Origin of the sequence: Vibrio sp. 1CM24A (assembly GCF_023161725.1) — a bacterium.
Taxonomy (GTDB): domain Bacteria; phylum Pseudomonadota; class Gammaproteobacteria; order Enterobacterales; family Vibrionaceae; genus Vibrio; species Vibrio coralliirubri.
In genome coordinates this window covers 43,916-64,420 of the sequence record NZ_JALNTS010000015.1, presented here as the reverse complement: position 1 = coordinate 64,420, position 20,505 = coordinate 43,916, and the positions used below count along the sequence as shown (strand labels likewise).

Genomic DNA, 20,505 nt, shown 5'->3' with positions numbered 1-20,505 from the left:
GTTTTGATATTCATCAACGAGTGCCCACACAGATTGATAGGTTTAAATTGTTAAAGAGCTTCTCTTCGTTGTGACTTACATCACTTCGGAAGAGGCGGCCATTCTAGCGATTTAATTCTCAGTGTCAAACACTTTTGAAAATTAATTTCTACTTTCTAAAAGTAGGAGCGAATTATCGCTTAAAGCTAGTTGCCTAACTAACATTCTACGCTGAAGCCTTGTGGCGTCTGCCGTGTCAGTGAGGCGGCATTATAGAGATGTTCATCACATTGGCAAGTGTTTATTAAAGAAAAATGCAAAAATAACGATTACATGACGAATAAACACTCAAGGCTTTATTTATGCAACTTTAACTACAAAGTAACTACACAATAACCACAGACTTACCCACAATCGCTCTAGTTTTATCCCCTAGAAACTAAAAAAGCTGCCTAATGGCAGCTTTTTAAATAGCAATGAGTCTAAATCCCAGAACCATATTGCTCTCCATCATCTTCATGGAGACCACATTCGCGTTTCAGCCCATTAAAACGAGTTTCCTCTTCAGTCATACCCGGTTCCCACTTCTTAGTTGTATGTGTATCTCCAACAGAAAGGTAACCCTGCTCTCGAAGCGGGTGATAACCGAGACCATGCTCTTCTAGGTAATAGTGAACATCTTTATTCGTCCAATCGATTACCGGCAAAAATTTAAACACACCATTTTGGATAGATAAGATTGGCAAATTTGCACGCGATTGAGATTGCTCTCTTCTTAAACCAGAAAACCATGTCCCAGCCTCGAGCTCATCTAGCGCTCTTCTCATCGGTTCAACTTTATTAAGCTTGTTGTACTTTTCTATCCCTTCTATACCTTGATCCCAAAGTTTTCCATATTGCGCTTCTTGCCAATTAGGGCTCTGTTGGGCACGAAAGACTTGAAGGTTTAGAGTCAACTTCTTACTTAACTCATCGATAAAGCGATAGGTCTCCGGAAATAGATACCCTGTGTCCGTCAGAATAACAGGAATATCTGGTTTTGCTTGAGTCACTAAGTGCAGCATTAACGCGGCTTGAATGCCGAAACTTGAAGACACAACATGTGATCCTTCCAAGTTTTCTAATGCCCATTTAACTCTTTCTAATGCTGTTAGCTGTTCTAACTCAGCATTAATTTGCCCAAGACGAAGTATTTGCTCCGTCTTAGTCAATGCGAGTAGCTCTGCTAACTTCAATTTTGAAGCGACAGAATTATGCATGCAGATCCCTCTTGGAAATGATCACCTCTTCGATGATGCCAGCTCGGATTGTAAAATCACCGAACCCTTCATTGTCGTTGCGTTCTGTAGCCCAACGTCCCACCAGCGCATCAATCTCTTCTAAGATCTGAGCTGATGTGATGTTCTCTTTATACATCTTAGGGATACGAGTTCCGGCCTTGTTGCCACCTAGGTGCATGTTGTAACGCCCCGGAGCCTTACCCACTAAACCAAGTTCAGCCAACATTGCACGACCACAACCGTTGGGACAACCTGTGATTCGAAGGATGATGTTATCTTCTTCTGGTAATCCATGTTTTTTCAGAATGTCTTCAACATCCGTTACAAACTCAGGAAGAAAGCGCTCAGCTTCTGCCATTGCTAAAGGACATGTTGGGAAAGCCACACACGCCATTGAGTTTTTACGTTGCTCTGAAACAGCATCGTCCATCAAGCCATATTGACGCGCCAGTTTTTCAATCTTGGCCTTTTGACTCGTCGACACACCCGCAACAATTAGGTTTTGGTTTGCAGTCATGCGGAAGTCACCTTTGTGGATCTTCGCTATTTCAGCAACACCTGTTTTCAGAGCTTTACCCGGAAAATCAAGTAAACGACCATTCTCGATGAATAACGCTAAGTGGTGCTTACCATCAATGCCTTCCGCCCAACCAATGCGATCACCACGGCCAGTAAACTCATAAGGTCGGCTTTTAGAAAATTCTACGCCTGCACGCTTTTCTACTTCTGCCTTGAATACATCAATACCAACACGGTCTAGTGTGTATTTGGTTTTTGCATTCTTACGGTTTGAACGGTTACCCCAGTCACGCTGAGTCGTTACCACCGCAGCTGCTACATCTAACGTTTTATCTAATGGCACAAAACCAAAATCGTCAGCTTTACGTGCATAAGTAGAGGTATCACCGTGTGTCATCGCTAAACCGCCACCAACTAACACGTTAAAGCCCACCAGATTTCCGCCTTCAGCAATAGCAACAAAGTTAAGATCGTTAGCATGAACATCTACGTCATTCTGTGGAGGAATGACAACTGTCGTCTTGAACTTACGCGGTAGGTAGTTGCTACCAAGGATAGGTTCTTCATCCGTTGTTTCTAGTTTTTCACCATCTAACCAGATTTCTGCATAAGCACGAGTCTTCGGTAATAGATGTTCACTGATCTTTTTCGCCCACTCGTAAGCTTCTTGATGAAGTTCAGATTCAACTGGGTTTGTCGTACACAGAACATTTCGGTTTACATCACCCGCTGTCGCAATGGAATCAATGCCAATGCTATTTAGCGTTTGGTGCATCAACTTAATGTTCGGCTTTAAAACACCGTGGAACTGAAACGTTTGACGAGTTGTTAGACGAATTGAACCGTAAGAGGTGCTTTCGTCAGCGAACTTATCAATCGCCAACCACTGCTTAGGGGTAATGATGCCACCAGGCATACGAGCACGAAGCATTACGTTATGTAACGGTTCGAGCTTTTGCTTGGTACGTTCGTTACGAATATCACGGTCGTCTTGTTGATACATACCGTGGAAACGAATCAACTGAAAGTTATCAGCAGTAAAGCCACCAGTTATGCGATCTTGGAGATCTTGTTCAATCGTACCGCGTAGGTTATTACTTTCACGCTTAAGACGCTCATTGTCAGCCAAAGGTCCAAGCACTTGACCTAGCACTTCTTGCTCTATTACTTGCTTGCTCATTAGTACACATCCCTTTGGTAACGTTTCGCTTTACGTAAATCATTAATATATTGTTCAGCTTGTTCGCGGCTCTGATTGCCATGTTTTTCCGCTATAGTAACTAACGCTTCATGGACATCTTTAGCCATTCGAGTCGCATCACCACAGACATAAAGGTACGCGCCCTCTTGGAGCCATTGCCAAACCTGCTCTGCCTGCTCAATTAATCGGTCTTGAACATAAACCTTTTCTTTTTGGTCACGGCTAAAGGCAACATCTAGCTTAGTTAGCGCGCCAGACTTAAGGTACTTCTGCCATTCAACTTGGTATAAGAAATCTTGAGTAAAAGTACGGTCGCCGAAGAATAACCAGCTCTTACCTTGAGCATCATTGTTTTCACGCTCTTGAACAAAACTGCGGAAAGGTGCGATCCCTGTACCAGGGCCAACCATGATAATTGGCGTGTTGTCGTCTTGTGGTAGCTTGAAATTATTGTTGTTCTCTACAAACACCTTAACTTCGCCACCTTCTTCAAGGCGTTGAGCTAAGAAGCTAGAAGCTCCACCTAAGCGAGACTCTTCACCTTTTTGATATTCAACCAGACCAACCGTTAGGTGAACTTCTTCATCTACTTCGGCTTGGCTTGACGCAATAGAATAGAGGCGCGGAGTCAGCTTACGTAACAGGCCAATTAACTCATCAGCCGATAGCTTGGTTTTCTTTTCAGCGAGTACATCGACGATTTGTGTATTACCCGCATATTCACGAAGCTTGTCTTTATCTTCCACCAGCTTGATTAACTTCTTGCTGCCCGATAACTCAGCAAACTTAGTCACAAGTTGAGGGTTTGAAGTGGTAATCTCAAATTTACTCACTAGCGCACTATGGATAGATAGATTGTCACCATCGACATCGACACTTTCGATACCCGACAACCCAACCTTAGAAAGGATCTGATTCGCGAGTTCTGAACTGTTTTCATACCATACGCCTAGCGCATCGCCGGGTTGGTAGGTAATGCCAGATTCATCAAGATCGAGCTCGATATGACGAACATCTTTACCCGAGTCACGACCGGTGATCTTTTGACTGGTTAATAGTGTCGCTGTATATGGATTTTGTTTGGTGTACTGCGAATGACCGGCAGCCGCTTGGCCTACTGGCAACTGAACGATGTCAGCCTCGGCACCTGTCGATAGCGTTTCTTGAACTTGTGATAACGCTTTAGCGCGCCATTCCGTTGCTGACTCTTCGTAATCAACATCACAATCAAGGCGATCGACAAACGATTTAGCACCAAGCTTAGCGAGGAAGTTATCGAAATCTTTAGCCGTTTGGCAGAAGAACTCATAGCTAGAGTCACCTAAACCAATCACACCGTATTGTAGGTTTGATAATTTTGGCGCTTTCTTCGATTGAAGGAATTCATGTAACTCAATCGCGTTATCAGGGGCTTCGCCCTCACCATTGGTTGAAGCGACGAAAATGACGTGTGTCTCTTTGGCTAGGTTCTTACCTTTATAATCACTCGCATCGAAAAGCTCGACCGCGATTCCTAAGGCCTTGGCTTCTGCCTCTAGCGATTCTGCGACGCCTTTAGCATTACCGGTTTGAGAAGCGAAGATAATGCTGAGCTTACCCGCTGGCTTAGCCGCTACTGCAGCGGCCGCTTGAGCGATTGGCGCAGCAGCACCGACAGGCTGAGCTTGGCTCACTCCCCAAAGGTAACCACTGACCCATGCCAGTTGCTGTGAAGACAGTTCAGAAACAGTTTGCTGAAGATGACCCAATTGTTGGTCATTAAGTGGTGCTGCTAGCCCAGGTAACTCATTAGCCCCAGACTGTGCATTATTGTTTTGTGAAGACTCTTTCTTATTTAAAGACATGGTCACGACATCCCTAATCATTGCGTGACGATAGATTAACCACTCCTTTTAATAACAAGAAAGAATAGAAAAGTATGTTTTATAACTTTTTGGAAGTAAAAACCGATTGAAACGTAAATTGTCTTACTGGTTTTCAATGCGTACTTGCTGAAAGCCAACCGCCATTGCCGACTTAGATGCTAAGTCTAAATCCGCGTAATGACACTCTTCACCATGAACATCAGTAAGCAGAACAAAGCCACCGCCCATATGACGAAACTCCACAACCCAAGCCCCTTCTTGAATTGAGGGCTCTATGATGGCTTCAACCAACAGGTTTTCTCTATATAAATTTCGTAATTCATTGAGTGTCATATTCCATCCCTTGCTTTGACCTCACTACATAGACCTTATAAGAATAGACGCAAATTGGCTCTCTGTATTAAGGATGGTCGAAAGTGATGAATGTGCTAACTAATTCCAGAAAGATATAATCAATAGATATAAAAAACGCCACTTAATAAAGTGGCGTTCTTAAAATTTGTTCTAAATGAGCTTGAATAGCCTAGAAGCGCACTTCAGCGCCAGCAAACCAGCCATCTACCATGACAAAGCTCTTGCCGAGTTCTGAGCTAAAGAACTCGTCCGAATCTAAATCGATAACACGGTAACCACCACGCAGGGCAATTTCAGATTCTGATACAGGGATTCGGTACTGAACACCCGCCATCAAGTCAGTGCTCTTAATACCACTGCTATCACCGAACTCCATCGTACCAATAATATCGAAGTTGGTGTCCGGCACATTGATCTCTGCGTTACCGTAGAAGCTCCACGTGAACTCATCAAACGTCGATGTTTTCGCACCCGTCGCTTTTGGTTCAATGTAATTCGAGTTTGAATACTGAGTAAACGTCACACCAGCATCGAAGTTCATCAACTTGTGCTCTAACAGTGTGTAGTAAAACGTGTAGTCGTACTTATCAAAAGCCAACGAGTCCGCATCAATAGAGGTATAACGGAAGCTAGCATTTGGGAGCATTGGGGCATTATGCTCAAATGCGAAATACAACGAAGGTGAGTTAGAGTCGTCATCTTGTCTAACTTCGTTTAGCTTTGTACTTCCCCACCACATATCGGCACCGACTTTAGCCGTGTAAGAAAACTCTTCCGCAGCAGACACTGCTGAACTTAAAGATAGCATTCCCACTAAAGCAATTAATGGCATTTTATTCATTTGAGATAGCTCCAATTCCATATCGTAGTGCTAATTGTATGCACATTCATAGATTATTGGGGAAAATTCTACCACACATCTTAAATTCTAAAACGATAAACCGCTGACGATTAAAGATTTGACGGCACGATGACCTTAGTAACGTCTCTGGTTAGAACTGTGTACAAAGTTTTTGAAAAACCACACACCGATTGCAATCACGATCAACCAAGGCAGTAACTTAAACACGACGCCCATCATACCTAAGACCAACATGACTAATAACGCCACTCCGGTTGCAGCCAATACCGTTATAAACGTAATACCAGTGACAAGTAGAGTTGCGACGAAAATAAGAACAAAGATTAATTCAAACATAATGGTCTCCCTAATGAGTTAATGACCTATCTTTCCTACTTTCTAACATTGCAGCTTCCATACCAAGTATGCCAAACCAATAAAACCCTTATTTATCAGATAAATAAAAAGCCACACATCTTCATGCGCGGCTTTTCAGAAACTTACAATGGTAAATTTAGCCTCTAATGGCGAATTTAACCTTAAGTTTTTAACTTAGAGGGAGCTTAAACATTTAGCTCTTTAGGGATCTTAGCCAATGCTGCTTGCATCACTTCAATACCCGCACCTTTCTTATGTGCGTTTTCACTGATGTAGCGACGCCATTGTCTTGCACCGGGCATGCTTTGGAACAAACCAAGCATATGACGAGAGATATGTCCTAAGCTTGCGCCATTTGAAAGTTCACGTTCGATGTACGGGTACATTTCTTCAACCACTTGTGAGCGCTTCTTGATTGGCGTGTCTAAACCAAAGATCTGCTGATCGACTTCAGCCAAGATAAATGGGCTATGGTAAGCCTCACGACCGATCATCACACCATCAAGGTGTTGCAAGTGCTCCTTAGTTTGCTCGAGAGTAGTAATGCCACCATTCACGGCAATCACCAGATCAGAGAAGTCTTTCTTGATTTGGTATGCACGATCGTAATCTAGCGGTGGGATTTCACGGTTCTCTTTCGGGCTAAGACCACTCAACCACGCTTTACGCGCGTGAATAGTAAATTGCTCACAGCCGCCTTTTTCAGAAACCGTCGAAACAAACTTAGTTAGAAACTCATAAGAGTCTTGGTCATCGATACCGATACGCGTTTTCACGGTAATTGGAATATCAGTGACTTCTTTCATCGCCGACACACAATCTGCCACCAGCTCAGGCTCAGCCATTAAACATGCGCCAAAGCGACCATTCTGAACTCGGTCTGAAGGACAACCTACGTTTAGGTTTACTTCATCATAGCCACGCTCACCAGCAAGCTTGGCACAAGCTGCAAGATCAACCGGGTTTGAACCACCGAGTTGAAGTGCAAGAGGATGTTCTTGCTCGTTATATTCTAGGAAGTCGCCCTTACCATGTAAGATCGCGCCCGTTGTTACCATTTCCGTGTACAGAAGAGTCTGTTGAGAAAGCAAACGGTGAAAGTAACGACAGTGGCGGTCAGTCCAATCGAGCATGGGTGCAACGGATAAGCGGTTAGCCGCGTATTTACTAGTATTGTCAGGTTTCATAAGGTGTTACTCGAAATCTATATACTGTATATGTATACAGCAATTTGCTAGAGTTGCCCCAAACTCACCCTTTCAGTACGCATATAGTACGTATCGATGGAGTAGGACGAATGGCATCATTTAGCATTAAAAAAAGAACACTAAAAAGCGGTGAATCACGCTTCACAGTGGACATTGTAGTCAAAAAGAATTCGGCGATTATACACAGGGAATCGAAAACATTCAGGAAAAAAGAACTCGCTAGAACCTATGCAAACAAACGGGTTCTTGAGCTAGAAAACCCTGACGAATCTGGACAAAAATCCGTACCGCTATACGTACTTTTGGATAGGTTTATGGAAGAGCCTGATTTATGGGATAAAACAGGACGAACGAAGCAATACGTAATTAAGCTACTACGTGACTGTGACATATCCAAAGTTGAGAGTGACAAACTAAGAACTAGTGACTTAATCCAACACTGTAAAAACCGAAAAGGTGCAGGAGCAGGAGCTGCAACTGTTTATCATGATGTTGCTTACCTACGCTCTGTTATGAAAAAAGCGAAACCTGTTTTCAACATTGCCGCTAACTTCCAGATCTTTGATGAAGCTGTGCCTGTTCTCATTGATATGGGATTAATCGGCAAGAGCCAAAAACGAACTAGGCGCCCGACTTCCGAAGAACTGAAACGCTTAAAGCAAGGACTAGAACAACGCGAGTCTTATCGACCAAACGGAAAGACTCGAATCCCATTCACTGACATTCTTGAATTCAGCATTCTCACTTGTATGCGAATAGGTGAAGTCTGCAAGCTACGTTGGGAAGACCTCAACCAAGAACATAAAACAATACTCGTCAGAGACAGAAAAGACCCAAGGAAGAAAGAAGGTAATCACATGATTGTACCGCTGCTTGGTGAGTCATTTGAGATCGCCCTAAATCAGCCAAACAAAGGCGAACTTATTTTCCCGTACAACTCACGAAGTGTTAGTGCGGGATTCCAAAGAGTCAGAAATGAGTTGGGGATTGAAGACTTGAGGTATCACGACTTGCGCAGAGAGGGTGCTAGTAGATTGTTTGAAAAAGGGTACTCAATAGAAGAAGTTGCTCAAGTCACAGGGCATCGAAACTTAAATATTTTATGGCAAGTATACACGCAGCTGTTTCCGCACAAGCTACACCAAAAAGATAAATAACTGTTTTATCAATAGAAAAAGGCATGACCAAACCTGTATTGTATGTAATTCAAAGCTATTCAATGTTATGATAAAAGCTATATAAAATTTGAGACAACTAGATTAACCACATATGAAAGTTAAATATTATTTTTACTATTTGAAAGACAAGAAGCACGGTAAATACCTTAACTACAATGTAACAAAACACCTTGAAGCTTTCTGTCTATCACATGGAGTTGTTGACTCACCAGTTTTTATCCAAAACTCCGATGTTGACACTGTTTTTCATATGACACTTCCAACTCTGCCAGATCAGTATGCGGCTGTTGATCGACAAAATAGAAAGTCTCAAAACATCAAAGATGCTATAGGAAAGAACAATACTCTTGAAAAAAGAACCTACTTATGTCTTTCGGAAAGTCACCCGTTCTTCTCATTAACATCTAACTTAAGCGGCGCTAATGACGTAGATTTTCAGGGGTATATACAAGCGATACTGAACACAATTGAGTCCGACCGATATGAGTTCATTTATTCTCCTGTTTATCACAGCAGCACTAGAGACAAAATGTGTAATTTCAAAGCAGTCACTAATTTACGCTTTGACTTAGATACAAACTCGAAAGATAGGGGCGTACTGAGCAAGCTCCTGAACAGAGACATACCAAGCGGCTTAGTCGCACAAATTACATTAAAAAGAGAATCGGTAAAGGATGATATTACCGAAGATATAAGTGACATTTTATCTGCAATAGCTGAAGACGTTAATGAAGAAAATTACAAGAACGTGTCACTCAAAGCTCGTAGAGATGAAAACGATAGAGCTCTCAGAAACTTCGTTCTAGACGAAAAAGGTACTTTATACGTTGAAAACATTAATCCCTATAAAAGCGATTCAATTGAATTACAAATGCTAGAAGCCACTTATAAAAACAATGAAGTTATAAATAAAGTGGAGGAGGCCCTAAAAGAAATTTCACATGCCTTTTCTCACGATTCAACTAATGATTTAGTGGCATCCTTGAAAGATAAGGGACAGCCCGAGCACTAAACATTAAGGAGGAAGTTTTGACAATTTTAACTCGAAAAGAGATAAGAAATTCAAAAATATTATTTGTCCTGTTAAGCGCATCTTTTGTTGTAGGAGTGAACCTCATTTACTGCGGATTGAAGGCCTTGTTTACTCACTTTTCATGGCCTTTTATCTCTATTGTTGACTTAAACTCCCTAAGCAACCTAATTGTAATTGCTGCAACGTTTAGCTTTACAATGACTGGTTTCATTGCTGCTATGGGGACGTACTTAAACTCAGGACAACCAAGCTTCGAACTATGGAGAAGTGGAGGTTACTTAAGTGTTTATAAATTTTATTACTTAGCAACTTTGCTTTCCTTAACTGTGACTTTTGCGAGCTGCATTTTTTACTATGTAATGCCATTTAAGCTATTCATCATCAAACAAATGTTGATATTTCTGGCACTTAACTTAATTCAGGTTGCGTACATAACAGCAGTTATCATAAATAATTCACAACATAAATAGCCCTCCTACTGAGGGCTTTTACTTTCAAGTCGCGTCAAACGCTCATCCATCTTTTCCATCATCAAGCGCAGCCACTTAACATCAGTTTTGAGTGTAATGCCTACACCAACCCCGCTAGATAGAGCACTCACAACGGCAACAATTATTGTTTGATACTCGGCCATTTACTTGAACTCATTGCGTAGGGTTTCCCATAGGCCAAATACTATTGGAACACTTGCGCCGATAATGCCACCGAATTGAACACCGTCTGCCGATACGCTAGCGGTGATAAGTTCAGGGTGACCAGCTACCAAAGCAGCTCCCGCGCCAAGTAACGCTAAACCCTTTTTAGTGGATGGTTGGTCAAGGTCGATTCCGATTTTTCCTAGTAAACTTTTCATAGTAATTTTCTCTTCCTTAAATACTTGATGATGTAACTATGAGTAATGGGCCCTATCGAGTTCGATATGAGGACCATCCTTAAAGCTGACCCAATCACCGCCCCATACAATCGGAATACCTAACTCATCCGCTGCCTGTTTGAATGCCCAACTCACTTGTTCGTAATAACTAAAGCCCCACGTCACTTTGCCGTTTTCGTCGTACACCACAAAATCAACCGCGCAGCCTGATTGATGACGGCTTTTTTTGCTGTATCCATCTAATTGGCTTGCGCCTTGTTTGAATAGAGCGTTCTGTTCCTCTGCGGTGCGCTTACCTGACGTAATGCCAAAATCAAACGGGGTTAGCTCAATAGCGCGGCGAACGACTCGCTTTAAATCACCGCGTACACCGACCATGCGCATCTCACTTCTAGCTGATAAAGCAAAGCCACTCACTATTTTGATTATCTTGTCTTTTTTCATTAGGTACCCCCCAAACAGGATCAGGAAAAGCAGTACTAGCAAATACTTAATATTCATTACCACCAAACCCTTGTTAATCAGGCACCGGATAAACGACTTCCTCAGCAATCCACGCCTTTTTGATATGAATAAGCCCAAACAAGTTTTCTAACGTTGCAGGTGCCTCTTCCAAGTAAACCATCACATCATTAGTCATATCTTCCACATCGAAAGAAATTTGAAGTTCTGATTCTGCAATACTGGCTACATCGCCCGCTTGAACATTAAGAACAACATCAGACGAGCCATCGAATACCAATGACGAATCACTCGAAGAGTACACAGCTGGCACACTGCAATACGCGCCTCTATATGATGGGGCGGCTTGAGTCTTAATTCCGATTACGCAAGAAATAGGAGTATCTAACGCGCTCACCTTCGCAGCCGTTGACGCATCAAGATTTATCTTCCCTTTGAGCGTGACCGACATCATTAACGATACAGAATCATAAGGCTCCGCTTTCGTTATCAAATCGACTGCTGACTTTAATTGCATTCTTCGACCCCACTCACCATTAATGCTTTCATTTCGATGATACAGAGCCGCGTTATGACCACGCTTAGGATTGTCATAAAGGTTATTTAAGATGGTCACGAAACCGGACGCACTCCCGCCATCTTGAGCACCTATAGGAATACTGGCCAAAACATTAGCCCCGACTTCCCCAACTGAGCCCGAACTCGAAGAGGCTTGGGGCGGATTTGAAAGTTGAAACATTAGATAAACTCCCCTACTTTGACGCTATCGCCTATAGCACCTTGCAGTGTCACAATGGCATCCGTTTGAATTAATGTATGACCGCCAGCTGTAAGATCAATTAAACCTTGCACCAACACGGGACTGGCATTGTTGGTAGAAGCCTGAATAAAGAGCCCTTTACGTCCAGCTTTCCCATCAATAATTTGCTCATCGCTTGTTAAATCCAACAACCCACTGCCGACCTTTTGTAAGGTGTATAAATCAGCAAGCTTTTCCACCTTGAGGACGTCATTTTGAATGCGTGTTTTTACCTCGGTTTGGACTTCGCCCACCGTTATAGGGGATAGAACTTTATCAACGGTAATTGGCGTTAAAATCTCGCTAATCGCTACCGAGTTACTGATATCAATTTTTTGCGCTTTGGTGATGATTGGAACATCTGCGATTTGATATTCAATCGTCACGGCATCCGCTTTGTGATTAAAAAGTTCAAGCTCGTCAAAACGAGTGATATCAACCGTGTCACCGCGTTCAATCTCTACAGGTCGCAGAAGATCACCGCGCAGCATGACGGTATTACTGGCCTCGCGCATGATGAGATACTTACCAGCCTGACCCGCGTTAAATTTAATTGCTTCACCAGTATTTAAGGTATGCAGTTGCTTCATTGCTTACGCCCCGCGAACATATAAGCCATCGTTAATAACGAGACGAGAATCCCGACAATAAGAGACACATTTTTCAGTAGCTCGTTATTACTTTCGTTCTCACCCGTTTGCTCTCGCGCTTTTGCTGCCCCTGCTATGGCAAGTGCTGCTTTGGTCGTTTCCGTTTGTTGGCCTGCCATGGATTTAATGGAATCTATCGCGTGCTCGCTAAGATTTGCATTTGCATCCAATGCGCTCTCACCAAAACTGAACGCTCCGTCTAACGCTTTCTCACCAAAGCCCAAAGAGGCATCAACGGTGTCTGCTGAAAAATCTAATGCGTCAGTTCCGAATTTAAACGCTTCTTCTGCCGTTCGACCTGCAACCGCCATTGCGCCATGGTCAGTCATGCTTAAATTAATGTCAGAGTTTTCTATCCCTGACAGTGCAAAGCCATTGTTATCGCCACCGATGCCTTGGCTATTGCTTTTGTTTGTGGTTGTGGTGACGGTTTTAGCGTCACTTCTTGAGCTACTTTTCCCGCCCATATCATCAAACCTTATCTGTAATACATGCTCATTCTTGTGAGTTTCAACCTCTCGAACAGGCAATCGTAATTTACGCTGAATATAGCGATGGGCTCCGCGTTTGCTAAAGTGGGCGCGAATGGAGTCAAAGCCGTTCGCTTTACCGTGATTAATTGCACTGAGCGTACCCGCTGCCATATCACCCGCTAACGCAACAACCACCAACTCCTTAGAGCCTGATTGTGATTGCTCACCGCGCAGTAACATGTAGGTATCTTCCACTCGATAAAGGGACTCTCGCCCCTCTTGAACTTCAATTTCTGCTTGTTTGAGGTAATCACCAAGGGCTTTACATAGCCTCGGCTTGGCATTACCCCAAGTTTCAGGAATTAAGTTACTTTCGAGTGAGAACATACAGCGCAATCAGAGCAACAAGCGCAATTCCCCACCACGGTATGCCGTTGTTGCTGCCAAAATTCATTCCGCCAGCAGTAAAGCCACTGTTATTTGTGGTGTTAGACGTGTTACCTGATTTTGCAGGACCCGAAGACCCACCAGTCAAGCCACCGCCACCCGTTAAAGACGTTAATGAACCTAGCATTAGCGAAACACTCCCGATTTGTAGGCAAGGTATAACAGGGCGATCACCGCAGTAGCAGTCAGAGCCTTATTGATACCCTGACTCACACCAAACCCAAGCGCAGACCCAAGACCAAGACCACCTAAACCAATGAAAAGTAATGGCATAACTATTTACCTTTCAGCATGACAACAAGCAGAACCAGCACTAACAGCGCAGCAATACCACCACCGATATAAAGCAGGGTGTTATCTTTCGCTACAAGTGAGCCTTGAGGGGTTGTAACCGCGTTGCCGTTATTATCAACGACGGGTGCGTTAGGTTGCTGAGTCGTGTTTGGGTTAGATGAATTGTCATCATCACCAAACAGCCAATCGGCATTTTCACCCACGCTATCGAGCGCACCGCCCCCAAACTCTAAGAGGTCATCAAAAAAGCTCATATCGGCTCCTTAGCTTCGACCCGCGAGCATTTCAGGGCGAACCACTTTCACCGATTCAACCAAAATAGGGATTGAGCCCGCTACGTCACTCGTTGTTACTGAGAACTTCAAGTTAGAGCTATGCTGCGTTGGAAATAGCTCATCGATAGAGAAGCCACGCACAATAGGATCGAAGTGAAAGTAACCCGCTTGAGGTGTGCGTTCGTTACGCTTGGCGTTCGCTTCATTGATAAACTTGTTGGCTTCGTACTCTTTAACAAAGTCGCGCTCAACTTCGAGTTTAGTGATACCCGTATGCATGAAGTGCGCACGACGTAAACTAATCAACGGGCTTGATACTAGGCTTGTGAATTCATTCACCCCTGCCGCGTTCGCTGGCATGGTTTCACGCTTAACCATTGGCACGATGATTCGTGCAGGTTGTGCATTAGTCACCCACGCATGAACTTGAATCGATAGCGGGTCGCCACTGGCTTTCGCTTTGAACTGGATATCTAAGTGAATGTTGTCACCCGCTTCCGTCACCAGCCCCGTGTAGCGAACACCATTTTTAGTACGTGCGGAAATATCACTAAATGGGATCACGTAGTGGCCTGTTGTATGAGCACGTTGTTTGTAACGCTCAAGCATCAAAATCTCACTGCCCGTTAAGACATAGATTTCTTCTGCATTAAGCGTGATAGACAAACGCTCAATATCTGCAGCTTCGGCATTGGTCTCTAATACCAACTCTTGATAAGTAGGACCAACAGGGATAGGTAAAGTACCTTTTTGCCCCCAAGCAGCACCGACCATGGAATTAAGTTTGATTGGTTTTACTGACATGTTTATATCTCCTTAAAACCAGCCACGCTTGCCGTTAATGAGTTCTTTGACTGCTTCTAGCGTTGATACGTTATTGATGATGGCAATCACCAGTAAGGTCAGTACTACAGCAATCAACATGTTTTTATGTTGAGCTTTCATGAGTTCCCCTGTCTCTCGACGTTGGATTGTGAATAATCAAATTGAGCGTTTATCAAATAGGAGTGAGGTTAAAAAAGGAAGGGAAAGTAACCTATAGGTTGAACGGGTAACCTATAGGTTAAAAAGGTCGATTAACGGTAGTTTAAATTAAGCTTAGAGCCGGACTGACAGTTAAACGCTTTGTGCTCGATATTGCCGATACCATCACCAATCAATAAATATTCGGCTATCGGTTTACCTATGCGTTCTTTATTGACCTTGGCAGACTTTAGCCCCGCCACGATATTCACATCCAACCCACGCTTATCCGCTATCCAGTGCGCATCACTCATTGAGTTAACCGCGCCCACCCACCAAACACTTGATTGTTCGGTCACGGTTTTAGGCACCTCTTGACCACGTTGAAACACCGTATGAACAACAAGACCGTATTGACGACCTCCACGCAAAAGCTCCCCCGCACGACCTCGAAGCTTGCCCGAGGTTTCAACACATGACGCCAATTCTTCGATAACGGTATAGAGCTGGCTAGCCCGACCGTTACCCACTGACCACACCACCGACGCAAAGAACTCTAATTCGTCGCCCGTTGCTCCGTTTGCTGGGATGTAGGCCAGCTTAAACGAGCCACCGCGACGACGCGCCATAATGAGCGTTTTGACAAAGGTTAAACGTGATGAAGTACCGTGACACATTTGACCTTGGAACTTACTCCCTGCGTAGTTGGTGTAGGGGTCAAAAAAGACCGCTTGAGCCGTTTTAGGGACTAGCCCTAAATGCTTAACGGCTGAGGTTTTACCCCCTCCGGTTCCTGCCACATAAATGGTGTGCTCGGCATCATGTGACGGGTTCGAGTTAACGGGGTTCGGTAGGGCTAGGGGCTTCGGTTTTTTCACCGTCCACCTCCTTTGATTGTTGCAGCATGACCAATTGCTTTTTAGAGGCATAAATCAAACCAAGAACCGCAAGCAATAGGGTTGCCTCTTCGATGTAGTCACCAAACACGCCCATAAGCGAACTACCGTGTTTTGCAAAGACAGGCTCAGCAGCATCCATCACCGCTTGCTTACCTTTACCGTCAAACTCAAATTCAACCCCTGAAATGATGGAGGTCGCTTGCTCGGTTAAGGCAAACAAAATATTCAGTAAGCCCGCCATAGCTTCCGTTTTATCTTCGGTTACCGGTTCGGTTGGCTCGGTTAAGCCAACTAAATCGCTCTCGGTTTTCTCTTGTTCTTCAAGCTGGTGAATAACGGAGCCAAAATCCCCCCAATCATCCAGTTCAACTTGTTCACCTGGTAAGGTTTCGTTAGCTTGCTCCATGTTCACCCCCTTGCGGTTGTTCAGCTTGGGCTTTCGGTAGCAATTGAGACACCGCCCAAATGATAAAGATAACCGACGCTAACCCCGTGATTACTCGTTTAAAGGTGAATTTATTTGGGGTCTTTTCTGTTTTTTTATCATCGACTGTTTCGGTTATCTCTCGGTTGGAAACCGCGTCTTTACTGGCTTCATCCACTTGCACCAATTCGGTTAGCTCAATTGCATCGATAGGGTTAGGCTCGGTTATTAAATCCGACTCAATAACCGAACCTTTTTCGGTTGAGTTCGGTTTAAGTTCGGTTAACTCAGCAACGGAATGTGCTTTGATGAACTCCGTGACCTTTTTACTGTTCGAACTGTTACCGCACTCAGGGCAACGGTAATACATCAGTCCAATGTTACGGCTATTTTTTGGTGGCTCACCAGAGGCGATCAATTGCCCCTCACCCACTTGGTGAGTGGTGGCGGTAGACTGGCAAACAGGACAGGCGATATACCCACGAACAGGGTTTTCATATTTAGCCATGGTTCACCTCGACGCTTTCCACATCACCAAGTTGCTCTTGGTTGGCCACGACGACAGCGCGGTATTTATTGCGCGCCACCCCATTGAGCTTTTCGAGTTGCTCTAATTGCTCAAATAGATTGACGGGAAGCCCTAACGCCTCCAGTGATAAGTTGCCACCCATCAACATTCCCATGGCTTTTTTCATGAGCTTGCTAGTATCCATTTCTTTAAAGCGGTCAATTTCCACTTTCATGTTGGCGGTCAGTTTGTCGGCCGCGTCCAAAGCGGCTAAATCTCGCTGGCACTCTTCAAGCGATAGTATTTTCATTTCAATCCTCTGTCTCACGACGTTGTTTAGTGTTTAGCCCCTGATTCACATCGTTGGCAATGGTTTAATACACAATCAGGCGATTGTTTCTAAAGCTGATATTCGTGTATTTATCGATTTGGACTTTTGCTCCCCGCATTAACGGTGAGATTAAGCATTGGACTCCCTCCACGCTCCATCCGGTCACGCGTTGAAGATGTTCAACTAAGGGAGAGTTACAGTTATTTTCAGTGCTCCAAGGTGAGACGCTCCGCGCCTCTTGAAGACGCTTCACGTCTTTTTTCTTAACAAGCGAATAGCACTCGCTAGATGTTTCGATAAGACGACCGAGCCAAAAAAAGCCGATCACCTTTTTGGTTGCTTCACCGTATTGATTTTGTTTTGTTTGGTAGGCCACTTTTGCACTATCAGCCAATTGGCAGAACAGCGACCACTTCGAAGAATCTGCCGCTTGGCGCAGCTCTTCGAGCTTTGGGTCTATCATGGTCTGTTCCGGTTTTGCCCTGCGTAGATTTCGCCAAAGGGAAACAGGCTTACCACCAAATTGCTGAAACTGACGAATTCGGTGAGTGGAAGCCCAAGCACGTGCACGATAGGCAGATTCTTCACCCTCGTTTTCTGGCATGTGCTTACCGTTAATGTTCTTCGATACATATTTGGCAATGTAGGCAGTCGCCCCGCCCTTTTTCGGATCAGCTTCTTTCACATCAAAACGAGGCGAAATATCAGAACCTAGTTCGTGCTTATCCTCAGAGATAGCGCACACCTTTAAGGTTTCAATAATGAAGTCTTTGTCGTCAGGCGAACAAAACAAAAAGTAGTGAGCATGACTGGTCGCGTCTTTGTGTGGTTCAGCCACTCGAAAACCAAAATAATGAATCTCTTCTTTCGCTAGCAGTGCTCGGCCTAACGCCCATTGCTGCATGAGAACTTGGTGGCCGTCTTTGATACTCGCACCATTCCACTTTTTAGAGACTCGGTGGTATTTACTCGGCAACGTCCAAGTAATAAAAAGCGCGGTATAACCTAAGTCTTGAGCCAACTCTTCAAACCCGCGAGAACGCACCATCATTTCAATACGACGGTTTTCTGGATTCGCAGTCGTTCGCTTGACCACATCCTCAAGATTGAAAGAATCACCCGTCTCGTTATTCATCACGGCCATAGTTTCAAGGAATGCTTTAGCGTCACGCTGTTTCTGTTTCCAATTGGCAAATGACAACGCACTGATCACCGGTGACTGATGTTTTCCCTCACCAACTCGCTCAAGCGTGATTTGTGAATACTCAATGTATTGTGCTCGGAGGTGTAACAAGCGTCCCTCAATCCAAGATTCAGATTGCATCTTGAGTACGGCTACCTGTAGGTCTTGTTCTAACTCTTCCGGTTTCTTATCGCGTTTTTTAAGGTTCACTTGTGGCGCGTTAACATGAATCGTTTTTAATTCAGCTTCCTGCAATTGGTAAACATGCTCTATCGCATCTAAAAAGCTTTTGAATACTTCGGGTTGGCTTTCTTCGGTAAGCAATAACGCGCACTTATCAGCGAACGTTTTTGCTAGTTCATTAACGGCATCATCACGCATCAAAATATCGTGGCTTAACAGTTGAGTTCGAGTCTTGGCGCGACTATCAACAAACGGGAATTTGTCTTCAATGAAGTGCGCTCTTTTCAGCCCAAACTTAACGGCATCTTCTGCCGCGAGTATCAAATTTTCTTTGGTAGGGTTTTGGCGTTGTTTACGCTTGGCTATTTTGCGCTTCACATCGTTACGCACGATTTTAGGCAAGCGAGGAAAGAAGCGTTTAGTGAACGCAGAGTAACGAGTGAGTTCCCCTGCGTCACTTTTAGCTTCCATGTTAGCAAGTGCGGCTATCATCGCTTGTTCGTTCATTACAGCCCCGTACACGAATGATTTGTGCAAACGTAATTCATGGGTCTAGCTTTGCGCTTTGAACGCTTCGATAAACCATGTTTTTCACGTAACTGCTCTATCAAATGAATAGAGCGTTCGCGTAGTTCCGGTTTTGGGTCAACCATGCCAAGCATATCGGGACAAGGTAAGTGGATCGGGTCAGATACCTGCATGTCTATTCCTCCAAGCTTTCCAATAAAATGGTGGCTTCTAGGAACTGGTTATAAATCGGGTATAAAAATTCAAACTCAGGTGAAGACTCGCTTAAACAAGACAAGCGACCTTTAATTATCATGAAAAGCTCTCTGGCTTCACTCGAATGAGAAAGGTCTACGCTAACGTTGTGAATTGGAGTCGCTACATTATCCATGCTCAACCCTCCTACCCGTTTACCGATAGCCAATCACACTTTGCCACTGAATGACGTTCATCAATGTAAGCAGCTAGGTCTTCTATCTTGATTAACGACGGGCTGCGCTCAGAATCACGCAACTTGAAGGTAGGAACGGGAAAGTCACAAGCTTTCGCTCTTTGCTCTGCCGTCTTAGGGGTGATACCAAAAAACTCTTGGCTGACTTGTTTAAGTTCTACAGTAGGGCTTTCAAATCTAGCGAGTAATGCGAAGTTTGTGTTCATAAATCACCTATGCAATTATGGTGAGTTAACTAAGAGCAACTATAATTAACTCAAGAATGTCTCAATGTCGTCATGAGACATTATTGGATCATAATTCATACATTGCAACACCTTTGAGCACACTGGAGCATTCAATGAGCATCGTGGACGAACAAATATCTGAACTTAAAAAATTAACCAAAACCTCAAAAAATACTGATTTATCAAAAGCTTTGGGGGTTTCAGCATCAACCATTCAAACGTGGAGAATGCGTGGGAAAATTCCTGAAGATATTTTTCTAAAAGCGAACGAGATCGCAAAAAGTGGCTCATTGACTCCAAAAGGCTATTTGGAATTGAAATTCTTCGATATTGAGGTAAGTGCTGGGCATGGGGCGCTTGTTGAAAAAGAAGAAGAATCTAGCGCTATGGTTTTTAGTGAGCGATTCATTAGGCAAGAGCTTGGCTTTAACCCAAACAACGTTTTCTTAATGCCTGTCCGTGGTGACAGCATGATCCCAACTCTCAAAAATCAGAGCATCGTAATGGTGAACCGCGTTGATGGTTTTTCTACTGATGGGATTTACGTATTCAGATATGACAATCGACTGATGGTGAAGAGACTTCAATTTCTACCAAACGGAATCAAGGTAGTCAGTGACAATAGTGCTTATGAAGCATGGGAACTTGGAAAAGAAGAGATTAAAGGCAACGACTTCGAGATCATCGGTGAGGTGGTTTGGTCAGGGCAGAGAATGTAA

General features: G+C 43.9%; 30 protein-coding genes. 4 read left to right on the top strand and 26 right to left on the bottom strand.

The window, feature by feature from the left end; genetic code table 11:
- Window positions 1-461: 461 nt before the first annotated feature.
- The 7 genes from MSG38_RS23135 to dusA form a co-directional block, all read right to left on the bottom strand.
- The gene (locus MSG38_RS23135) at window positions 462-1,238 is read right to left on the bottom strand and encodes a phosphoadenylyl-sulfate reductase (RefSeq protein WP_050634941.1); all 777 of its coding nucleotides are present in this window, start codon (window positions 1,236-1,238) and stop codon (window positions 462-464) included.
- Window positions 1,231-2,958, bottom strand: a complete 1,728-nt coding sequence (gene cysI / locus MSG38_RS23130) for an assimilatory sulfite reductase (NADPH) hemoprotein subunit (protein ID WP_248402727.1) — start codon at window positions 2,956-2,958, stop codon at window positions 1,231-1,233. The genes MSG38_RS23135 and cysI overlap by 8 nt, the downstream gene beginning before the upstream one ends.
- The gene (locus tag MSG38_RS23125; RefSeq protein WP_248402726.1) at window positions 2,958-4,823 is read right to left on the bottom strand and encodes an assimilatory sulfite reductase (NADPH) flavoprotein subunit; all 1,866 of its coding nucleotides are present in this window, start codon (window positions 4,821-4,823) and stop codon (window positions 2,958-2,960) included. The genes cysI and MSG38_RS23125 overlap by 1 nt, the downstream gene beginning before the upstream one ends.
- 123 nt (window positions 4,824-4,946) lie before the next feature.
- A complete protein-coding gene (locus tag MSG38_RS23120) occupies window positions 4,947-5,177 on the bottom strand; it encodes a hypothetical protein (protein ID WP_102339310.1) in 231 nt (76 codons plus the stop codon).
- 190 nt (window positions 5,178-5,367) lie between these two features.
- Window positions 5,368-6,039 (bottom strand): TIGR04219 family outer membrane beta-barrel protein, encoded by a 672-nt coding sequence (locus MSG38_RS23115; protein ID WP_029405449.1) that lies wholly within the window; start codon window positions 6,037-6,039, stop codon window positions 5,368-5,370.
- Window positions 6,040-6,174: 135 nt separating this feature from the next.
- On the bottom strand, window positions 6,175-6,396 hold the full coding sequence (gene pspG / locus MSG38_RS23110; RefSeq protein WP_248402725.1) for an envelope stress response protein PspG: 222 nt from the start codon (window positions 6,394-6,396) through the stop codon (window positions 6,175-6,177).
- 206 nt (window positions 6,397-6,602) lie between these two features.
- Window positions 6,603-7,604 carry a tRNA dihydrouridine(20/20a) synthase DusA gene (gene dusA, locus MSG38_RS23105; protein ID WP_248402724.1) on the bottom strand — a complete coding sequence of 334 codons (1,002 nt, stop codon included), beginning with the start codon at window positions 7,602-7,604 and terminating at the stop codon, window positions 6,603-6,605.
- Between the two features lie 110 nt (window positions 7,605-7,714).
- On the opposite strand from dusA, the gene MSG38_RS23100 reads away from it, so the two are divergent.
- The 3 genes from MSG38_RS23100 (at window position 7,715) to MSG38_RS23090 (ending at window position 10,306) form a co-directional block, all read left to right on the top strand.
- The gene (locus MSG38_RS23100) at window positions 7,715-8,782 is read left to right on the top strand and encodes a site-specific integrase (RefSeq protein ID WP_248402723.1); all 1,068 of its coding nucleotides are present in this window, start codon (window positions 7,715-7,717) and stop codon (window positions 8,780-8,782) included.
- A 112-nt stretch (window positions 8,783-8,894) separates the two neighbouring features.
- Window positions 8,895-9,815 (top strand): hypothetical protein, encoded by a 921-nt coding sequence (locus tag MSG38_RS23095; protein ID WP_248402722.1) that lies wholly within the window; start codon window positions 8,895-8,897, stop codon window positions 9,813-9,815.
- Between the two features lie 17 nt (window positions 9,816-9,832).
- A complete protein-coding gene (locus MSG38_RS23090) occupies window positions 9,833-10,306 on the top strand; it encodes a hypothetical protein (protein ID WP_248402721.1) in 474 nt (157 codons plus the stop codon).
- A gap of 5 nt (window positions 10,307-10,311) precedes the next feature.
- Here MSG38_RS23090 and MSG38_RS23085 read toward each other — a convergent pair whose 3' ends face one another.
- From MSG38_RS23085 to MSG38_RS23000, 19 genes are all read right to left on the bottom strand, one after another.
- Window positions 10,312-10,470 carry a hypothetical protein gene (locus tag MSG38_RS23085; RefSeq protein WP_198596053.1) on the bottom strand — a complete coding sequence of 53 codons (159 nt, stop codon included), beginning with the start codon at window positions 10,468-10,470 and terminating at the stop codon, window positions 10,312-10,314.
- A complete protein-coding gene (locus MSG38_RS23080) occupies window positions 10,471-10,689 on the bottom strand; it encodes a hypothetical protein (RefSeq protein WP_248402720.1) in 219 nt (72 codons plus the stop codon).
- Window positions 10,690-10,725: 36 nt separating this feature from the next.
- A complete protein-coding gene (locus tag MSG38_RS23075; RefSeq protein ID WP_050621050.1) occupies window positions 10,726-11,154 on the bottom strand; it encodes a M15 family metallopeptidase in 429 nt (142 codons plus the stop codon).
- 73 nt (window positions 11,155-11,227) lie between these two features.
- Window positions 11,228-11,911 (bottom strand): hypothetical protein, encoded by a 684-nt coding sequence (locus tag MSG38_RS23070; RefSeq protein ID WP_248402719.1) that lies wholly within the window; start codon window positions 11,909-11,911, stop codon window positions 11,228-11,230.
- Window positions 11,911-12,561: a hypothetical protein gene (locus MSG38_RS23065; protein WP_061034285.1), complete on the bottom strand. Its 651-nt coding sequence runs from the start codon at window positions 12,559-12,561 to the stop codon at window positions 11,911-11,913. Before MSG38_RS23065 ends, MSG38_RS23070 begins: the two co-directional genes overlap by 1 nt.
- Complete coding sequence (locus tag MSG38_RS23060) at window positions 12,558-13,481, bottom strand: hypothetical protein (protein WP_059021655.1); 924 nt, start codon at window positions 13,479-13,481, stop codon at window positions 12,558-12,560. Before MSG38_RS23060 ends, MSG38_RS23065 begins: the two co-directional genes overlap by 4 nt.
- The gene (locus MSG38_RS23055; protein ID WP_059021657.1) at window positions 13,462-13,668 is read right to left on the bottom strand and encodes a hypothetical protein; all 207 of its coding nucleotides are present in this window, start codon (window positions 13,666-13,668) and stop codon (window positions 13,462-13,464) included. The genes MSG38_RS23060 and MSG38_RS23055 overlap by 20 nt, the downstream gene beginning before the upstream one ends.
- Window positions 13,668-13,814 carry a hypothetical protein gene (locus MSG38_RS23050; RefSeq protein ID WP_164091129.1) on the bottom strand — a complete coding sequence of 49 codons (147 nt, stop codon included), beginning with the start codon at window positions 13,812-13,814 and terminating at the stop codon, window positions 13,668-13,670. The genes MSG38_RS23055 and MSG38_RS23050 overlap by 1 nt, the downstream gene beginning before the upstream one ends.
- 2 nt (window positions 13,815-13,816) lie before the next feature.
- A complete protein-coding gene (locus tag MSG38_RS23045) occupies window positions 13,817-14,089 on the bottom strand; it encodes a hypothetical protein (protein WP_004735826.1) in 273 nt (90 codons plus the stop codon).
- Window positions 14,090-14,098: 9 nt separating this feature from the next.
- Complete coding sequence (locus tag MSG38_RS23040; protein ID WP_050621038.1) at window positions 14,099-14,914, bottom strand: major capsid protein P2; 816 nt, start codon at window positions 14,912-14,914, stop codon at window positions 14,099-14,101.
- A gap of 12 nt (window positions 14,915-14,926) precedes the next feature.
- The gene (locus MSG38_RS24015; RefSeq protein WP_004735828.1) at window positions 14,927-15,055 is read right to left on the bottom strand and encodes a hypothetical protein; all 129 of its coding nucleotides are present in this window, start codon (window positions 15,053-15,055) and stop codon (window positions 14,927-14,929) included.
- Window positions 15,056-15,186: 131 nt separating this feature from the next.
- Window positions 15,187-16,002, bottom strand: coding sequence for a hypothetical protein (locus MSG38_RS23035; RefSeq protein WP_050621037.1), 816 nt, complete (start codon window positions 16,000-16,002; stop codon window positions 15,187-15,189).
- Window positions 15,911-16,378, bottom strand: a complete 468-nt coding sequence (locus tag MSG38_RS23030) for a hypothetical protein (RefSeq protein ID WP_061040027.1) — start codon at window positions 16,376-16,378, stop codon at window positions 15,911-15,913. The genes MSG38_RS23035 and MSG38_RS23030 overlap by 92 nt, the downstream gene beginning before the upstream one ends.
- On the bottom strand, window positions 16,365-16,904 hold the full coding sequence (locus MSG38_RS23025) for a hypothetical protein (RefSeq protein ID WP_248402718.1): 540 nt from the start codon (window positions 16,902-16,904) through the stop codon (window positions 16,365-16,367). Before MSG38_RS23025 ends, MSG38_RS23030 begins: the two co-directional genes overlap by 14 nt.
- The gene (locus tag MSG38_RS23020) at window positions 16,897-17,214 is read right to left on the bottom strand and encodes a hypothetical protein (RefSeq protein WP_102554673.1); all 318 of its coding nucleotides are present in this window, start codon (window positions 17,212-17,214) and stop codon (window positions 16,897-16,899) included. Before MSG38_RS23020 ends, MSG38_RS23025 begins: the two co-directional genes overlap by 8 nt.
- Window positions 17,215-17,278: 64 nt before the next feature.
- The gene (locus tag MSG38_RS23015; protein WP_248402717.1) at window positions 17,279-19,108 is read right to left on the bottom strand and encodes a replication endonuclease; all 1,830 of its coding nucleotides are present in this window, start codon (window positions 19,106-19,108) and stop codon (window positions 17,279-17,281) included.
- Window positions 19,108-19,302: a hypothetical protein gene (locus MSG38_RS23010; RefSeq protein WP_048662771.1), complete on the bottom strand. Its 195-nt coding sequence runs from the start codon at window positions 19,300-19,302 to the stop codon at window positions 19,108-19,110. The genes MSG38_RS23015 and MSG38_RS23010 overlap by 1 nt, the downstream gene beginning before the upstream one ends.
- 2 nt (window positions 19,303-19,304) lie before the next feature.
- The gene (locus MSG38_RS23005; protein WP_248388859.1) at window positions 19,305-19,499 is read right to left on the bottom strand and encodes a hypothetical protein; all 195 of its coding nucleotides are present in this window, start codon (window positions 19,497-19,499) and stop codon (window positions 19,305-19,307) included.
- Between the two features lie 11 nt (window positions 19,500-19,510).
- A complete protein-coding gene (locus tag MSG38_RS23000) occupies window positions 19,511-19,765 on the bottom strand; it encodes a pyocin activator PrtN family protein (protein WP_017108645.1) in 255 nt (84 codons plus the stop codon).
- A 134-nt stretch (window positions 19,766-19,899) separates the two neighbouring features.
- Here MSG38_RS23000 and MSG38_RS22995 point away from each other — a divergent pair, with 134 nt between their 5' ends.
- Entirely contained in the window at window positions 19,900-20,505 is a 606-nt protein-coding gene (locus MSG38_RS22995; protein ID WP_102277782.1) for a S24 family peptidase, read from the top strand.

What these genes read in the sequence shown, in the direction of transcription:
- MSG38_RS23135 (WP_050634941.1), bottom strand. Translation starts at nt 1,238, where the DNA reads ATGCATAATTCTGTCGCTTCAAAATTGAAGTTAGCAGAGCTACTCGCA.
- cysI (WP_248402727.1), bottom strand. Translation starts at nt 2,958, where the DNA reads ATGAGCAAGCAAGTAATAGAGCAAGAAGTGCTAGGTCAAGTGCTTGGA.
- MSG38_RS23125 (WP_248402726.1), bottom strand. Translation starts at nt 4,823, where the DNA reads ATGTCTTTAAATAAGAAAGAGTCTTCACAAAACAATAATGCACAGTCT.
- MSG38_RS23120 (WP_102339310.1), bottom strand. Translation starts at nt 5,177, where the DNA reads ATGACACTCAATGAATTACGAAATTTATATAGAGAAAACCTGTTGGTT.
- MSG38_RS23115 (WP_029405449.1), bottom strand. Translation starts at nt 6,039, where the DNA reads ATGAATAAAATGCCATTAATTGCTTTAGTGGGAATGCTATCTTTAAGT.
- pspG (WP_248402725.1), bottom strand. Translation starts at nt 6,396, where the DNA reads ATGTTTGAATTAATCTTTGTTCTTATTTTCGTCGCAACTCTACTTGTC.
- dusA (WP_248402724.1), bottom strand. Translation starts at nt 7,604, where the DNA reads ATGAAACCTGACAATACTAGTAAATACGCGGCTAACCGCTTATCCGTT.
- MSG38_RS23100 (WP_248402723.1), top strand. Translation starts at nt 7,715, where the DNA reads ATGGCATCATTTAGCATTAAAAAAAGAACACTAAAAAGCGGTGAATCA.
- MSG38_RS23095 (WP_248402722.1), top strand. Translation starts at nt 8,895, where the DNA reads ATGAAAGTTAAATATTATTTTTACTATTTGAAAGACAAGAAGCACGGT.
- MSG38_RS23085 (WP_198596053.1), bottom strand. Translation starts at nt 10,470, where the DNA reads ATGGCCGAGTATCAAACAATAATTGTTGCCGTTGTGAGTGCTCTATCT.
- MSG38_RS23080 (WP_248402720.1), bottom strand. Translation starts at nt 10,689, where the DNA reads ATGAAAAGTTTACTAGGAAAAATCGGAATCGACCTTGACCAACCATCC.
- MSG38_RS23075 (WP_050621050.1), bottom strand. Translation starts at nt 11,154, where the DNA reads ATGAAAAAAGACAAGATAATCAAAATAGTGAGTGGCTTTGCTTTATCA.
- MSG38_RS23070 (WP_248402719.1), bottom strand. Translation starts at nt 11,911, where the DNA reads ATGTTTCAACTTTCAAATCCGCCCCAAGCCTCTTCGAGTTCGGGCTCA.
- MSG38_RS23065 (WP_061034285.1), bottom strand. Translation starts at nt 12,561, where the DNA reads ATGAAGCAACTGCATACCTTAAATACTGGTGAAGCAATTAAATTTAAC.
- MSG38_RS23060 (WP_059021655.1), bottom strand. Translation starts at nt 13,481, where the DNA reads ATGTTCTCACTCGAAAGTAACTTAATTCCTGAAACTTGGGGTAATGCC.
- MSG38_RS23055 (WP_059021657.1), bottom strand. Translation starts at nt 13,668, where the DNA reads ATGCTAGGTTCATTAACGTCTTTAACGGGTGGCGGTGGCTTGACTGGT.
- MSG38_RS23050 (WP_164091129.1), bottom strand. Translation starts at nt 13,814, where the DNA reads ATGCCATTACTTTTCATTGGTTTAGGTGGTCTTGGTCTTGGGTCTGCG.
- MSG38_RS23045 (WP_004735826.1), bottom strand. Translation starts at nt 14,089, where the DNA reads ATGAGCTTTTTTGATGACCTCTTAGAGTTTGGGGGCGGTGCGCTCGAT.
- MSG38_RS23040 (WP_050621038.1), bottom strand. Translation starts at nt 14,914, where the DNA reads ATGTCAGTAAAACCAATCAAACTTAATTCCATGGTCGGTGCTGCTTGG.
- MSG38_RS24015 (WP_004735828.1), bottom strand. Translation starts at nt 15,055, where the DNA reads ATGAAAGCTCAACATAAAAACATGTTGATTGCTGTAGTACTGACCTTA.
- MSG38_RS23035 (WP_050621037.1), bottom strand. Translation starts at nt 16,002, where the DNA reads ATGCCTCTAAAAAGCAATTGGTCATGCTGCAACAATCAAAGGAGGTGG.
- MSG38_RS23030 (WP_061040027.1), bottom strand. Translation starts at nt 16,378, where the DNA reads ATGGAGCAAGCTAACGAAACCTTACCAGGTGAACAAGTTGAACTGGAT.
- MSG38_RS23025 (WP_248402718.1), bottom strand. Translation starts at nt 16,904, where the DNA reads ATGGCTAAATATGAAAACCCTGTTCGTGGGTATATCGCCTGTCCTGTT.
- MSG38_RS23020 (WP_102554673.1), bottom strand. Translation starts at nt 17,214, where the DNA reads ATGAAAATACTATCGCTTGAAGAGTGCCAGCGAGATTTAGCCGCTTTG.
- MSG38_RS23015 (WP_248402717.1), bottom strand. Translation starts at nt 19,108, where the DNA reads ATGAACGAACAAGCGATGATAGCCGCACTTGCTAACATGGAAGCTAAA.
- MSG38_RS23010 (WP_048662771.1), bottom strand. Translation starts at nt 19,302, where the DNA reads ATGCAGGTATCTGACCCGATCCACTTACCTTGTCCCGATATGCTTGGC.
- MSG38_RS23005 (WP_248388859.1), bottom strand. Translation starts at nt 19,499, where the DNA reads ATGGATAATGTAGCGACTCCAATTCACAACGTTAGCGTAGACCTTTCT.
- MSG38_RS23000 (WP_017108645.1), bottom strand. Translation starts at nt 19,765, where the DNA reads ATGAACACAAACTTCGCATTACTCGCTAGATTTGAAAGCCCTACTGTA.
- MSG38_RS22995 (WP_102277782.1), top strand. Translation starts at nt 19,900, where the DNA reads ATGAGCATCGTGGACGAACAAATATCTGAACTTAAAAAATTAACCAAA.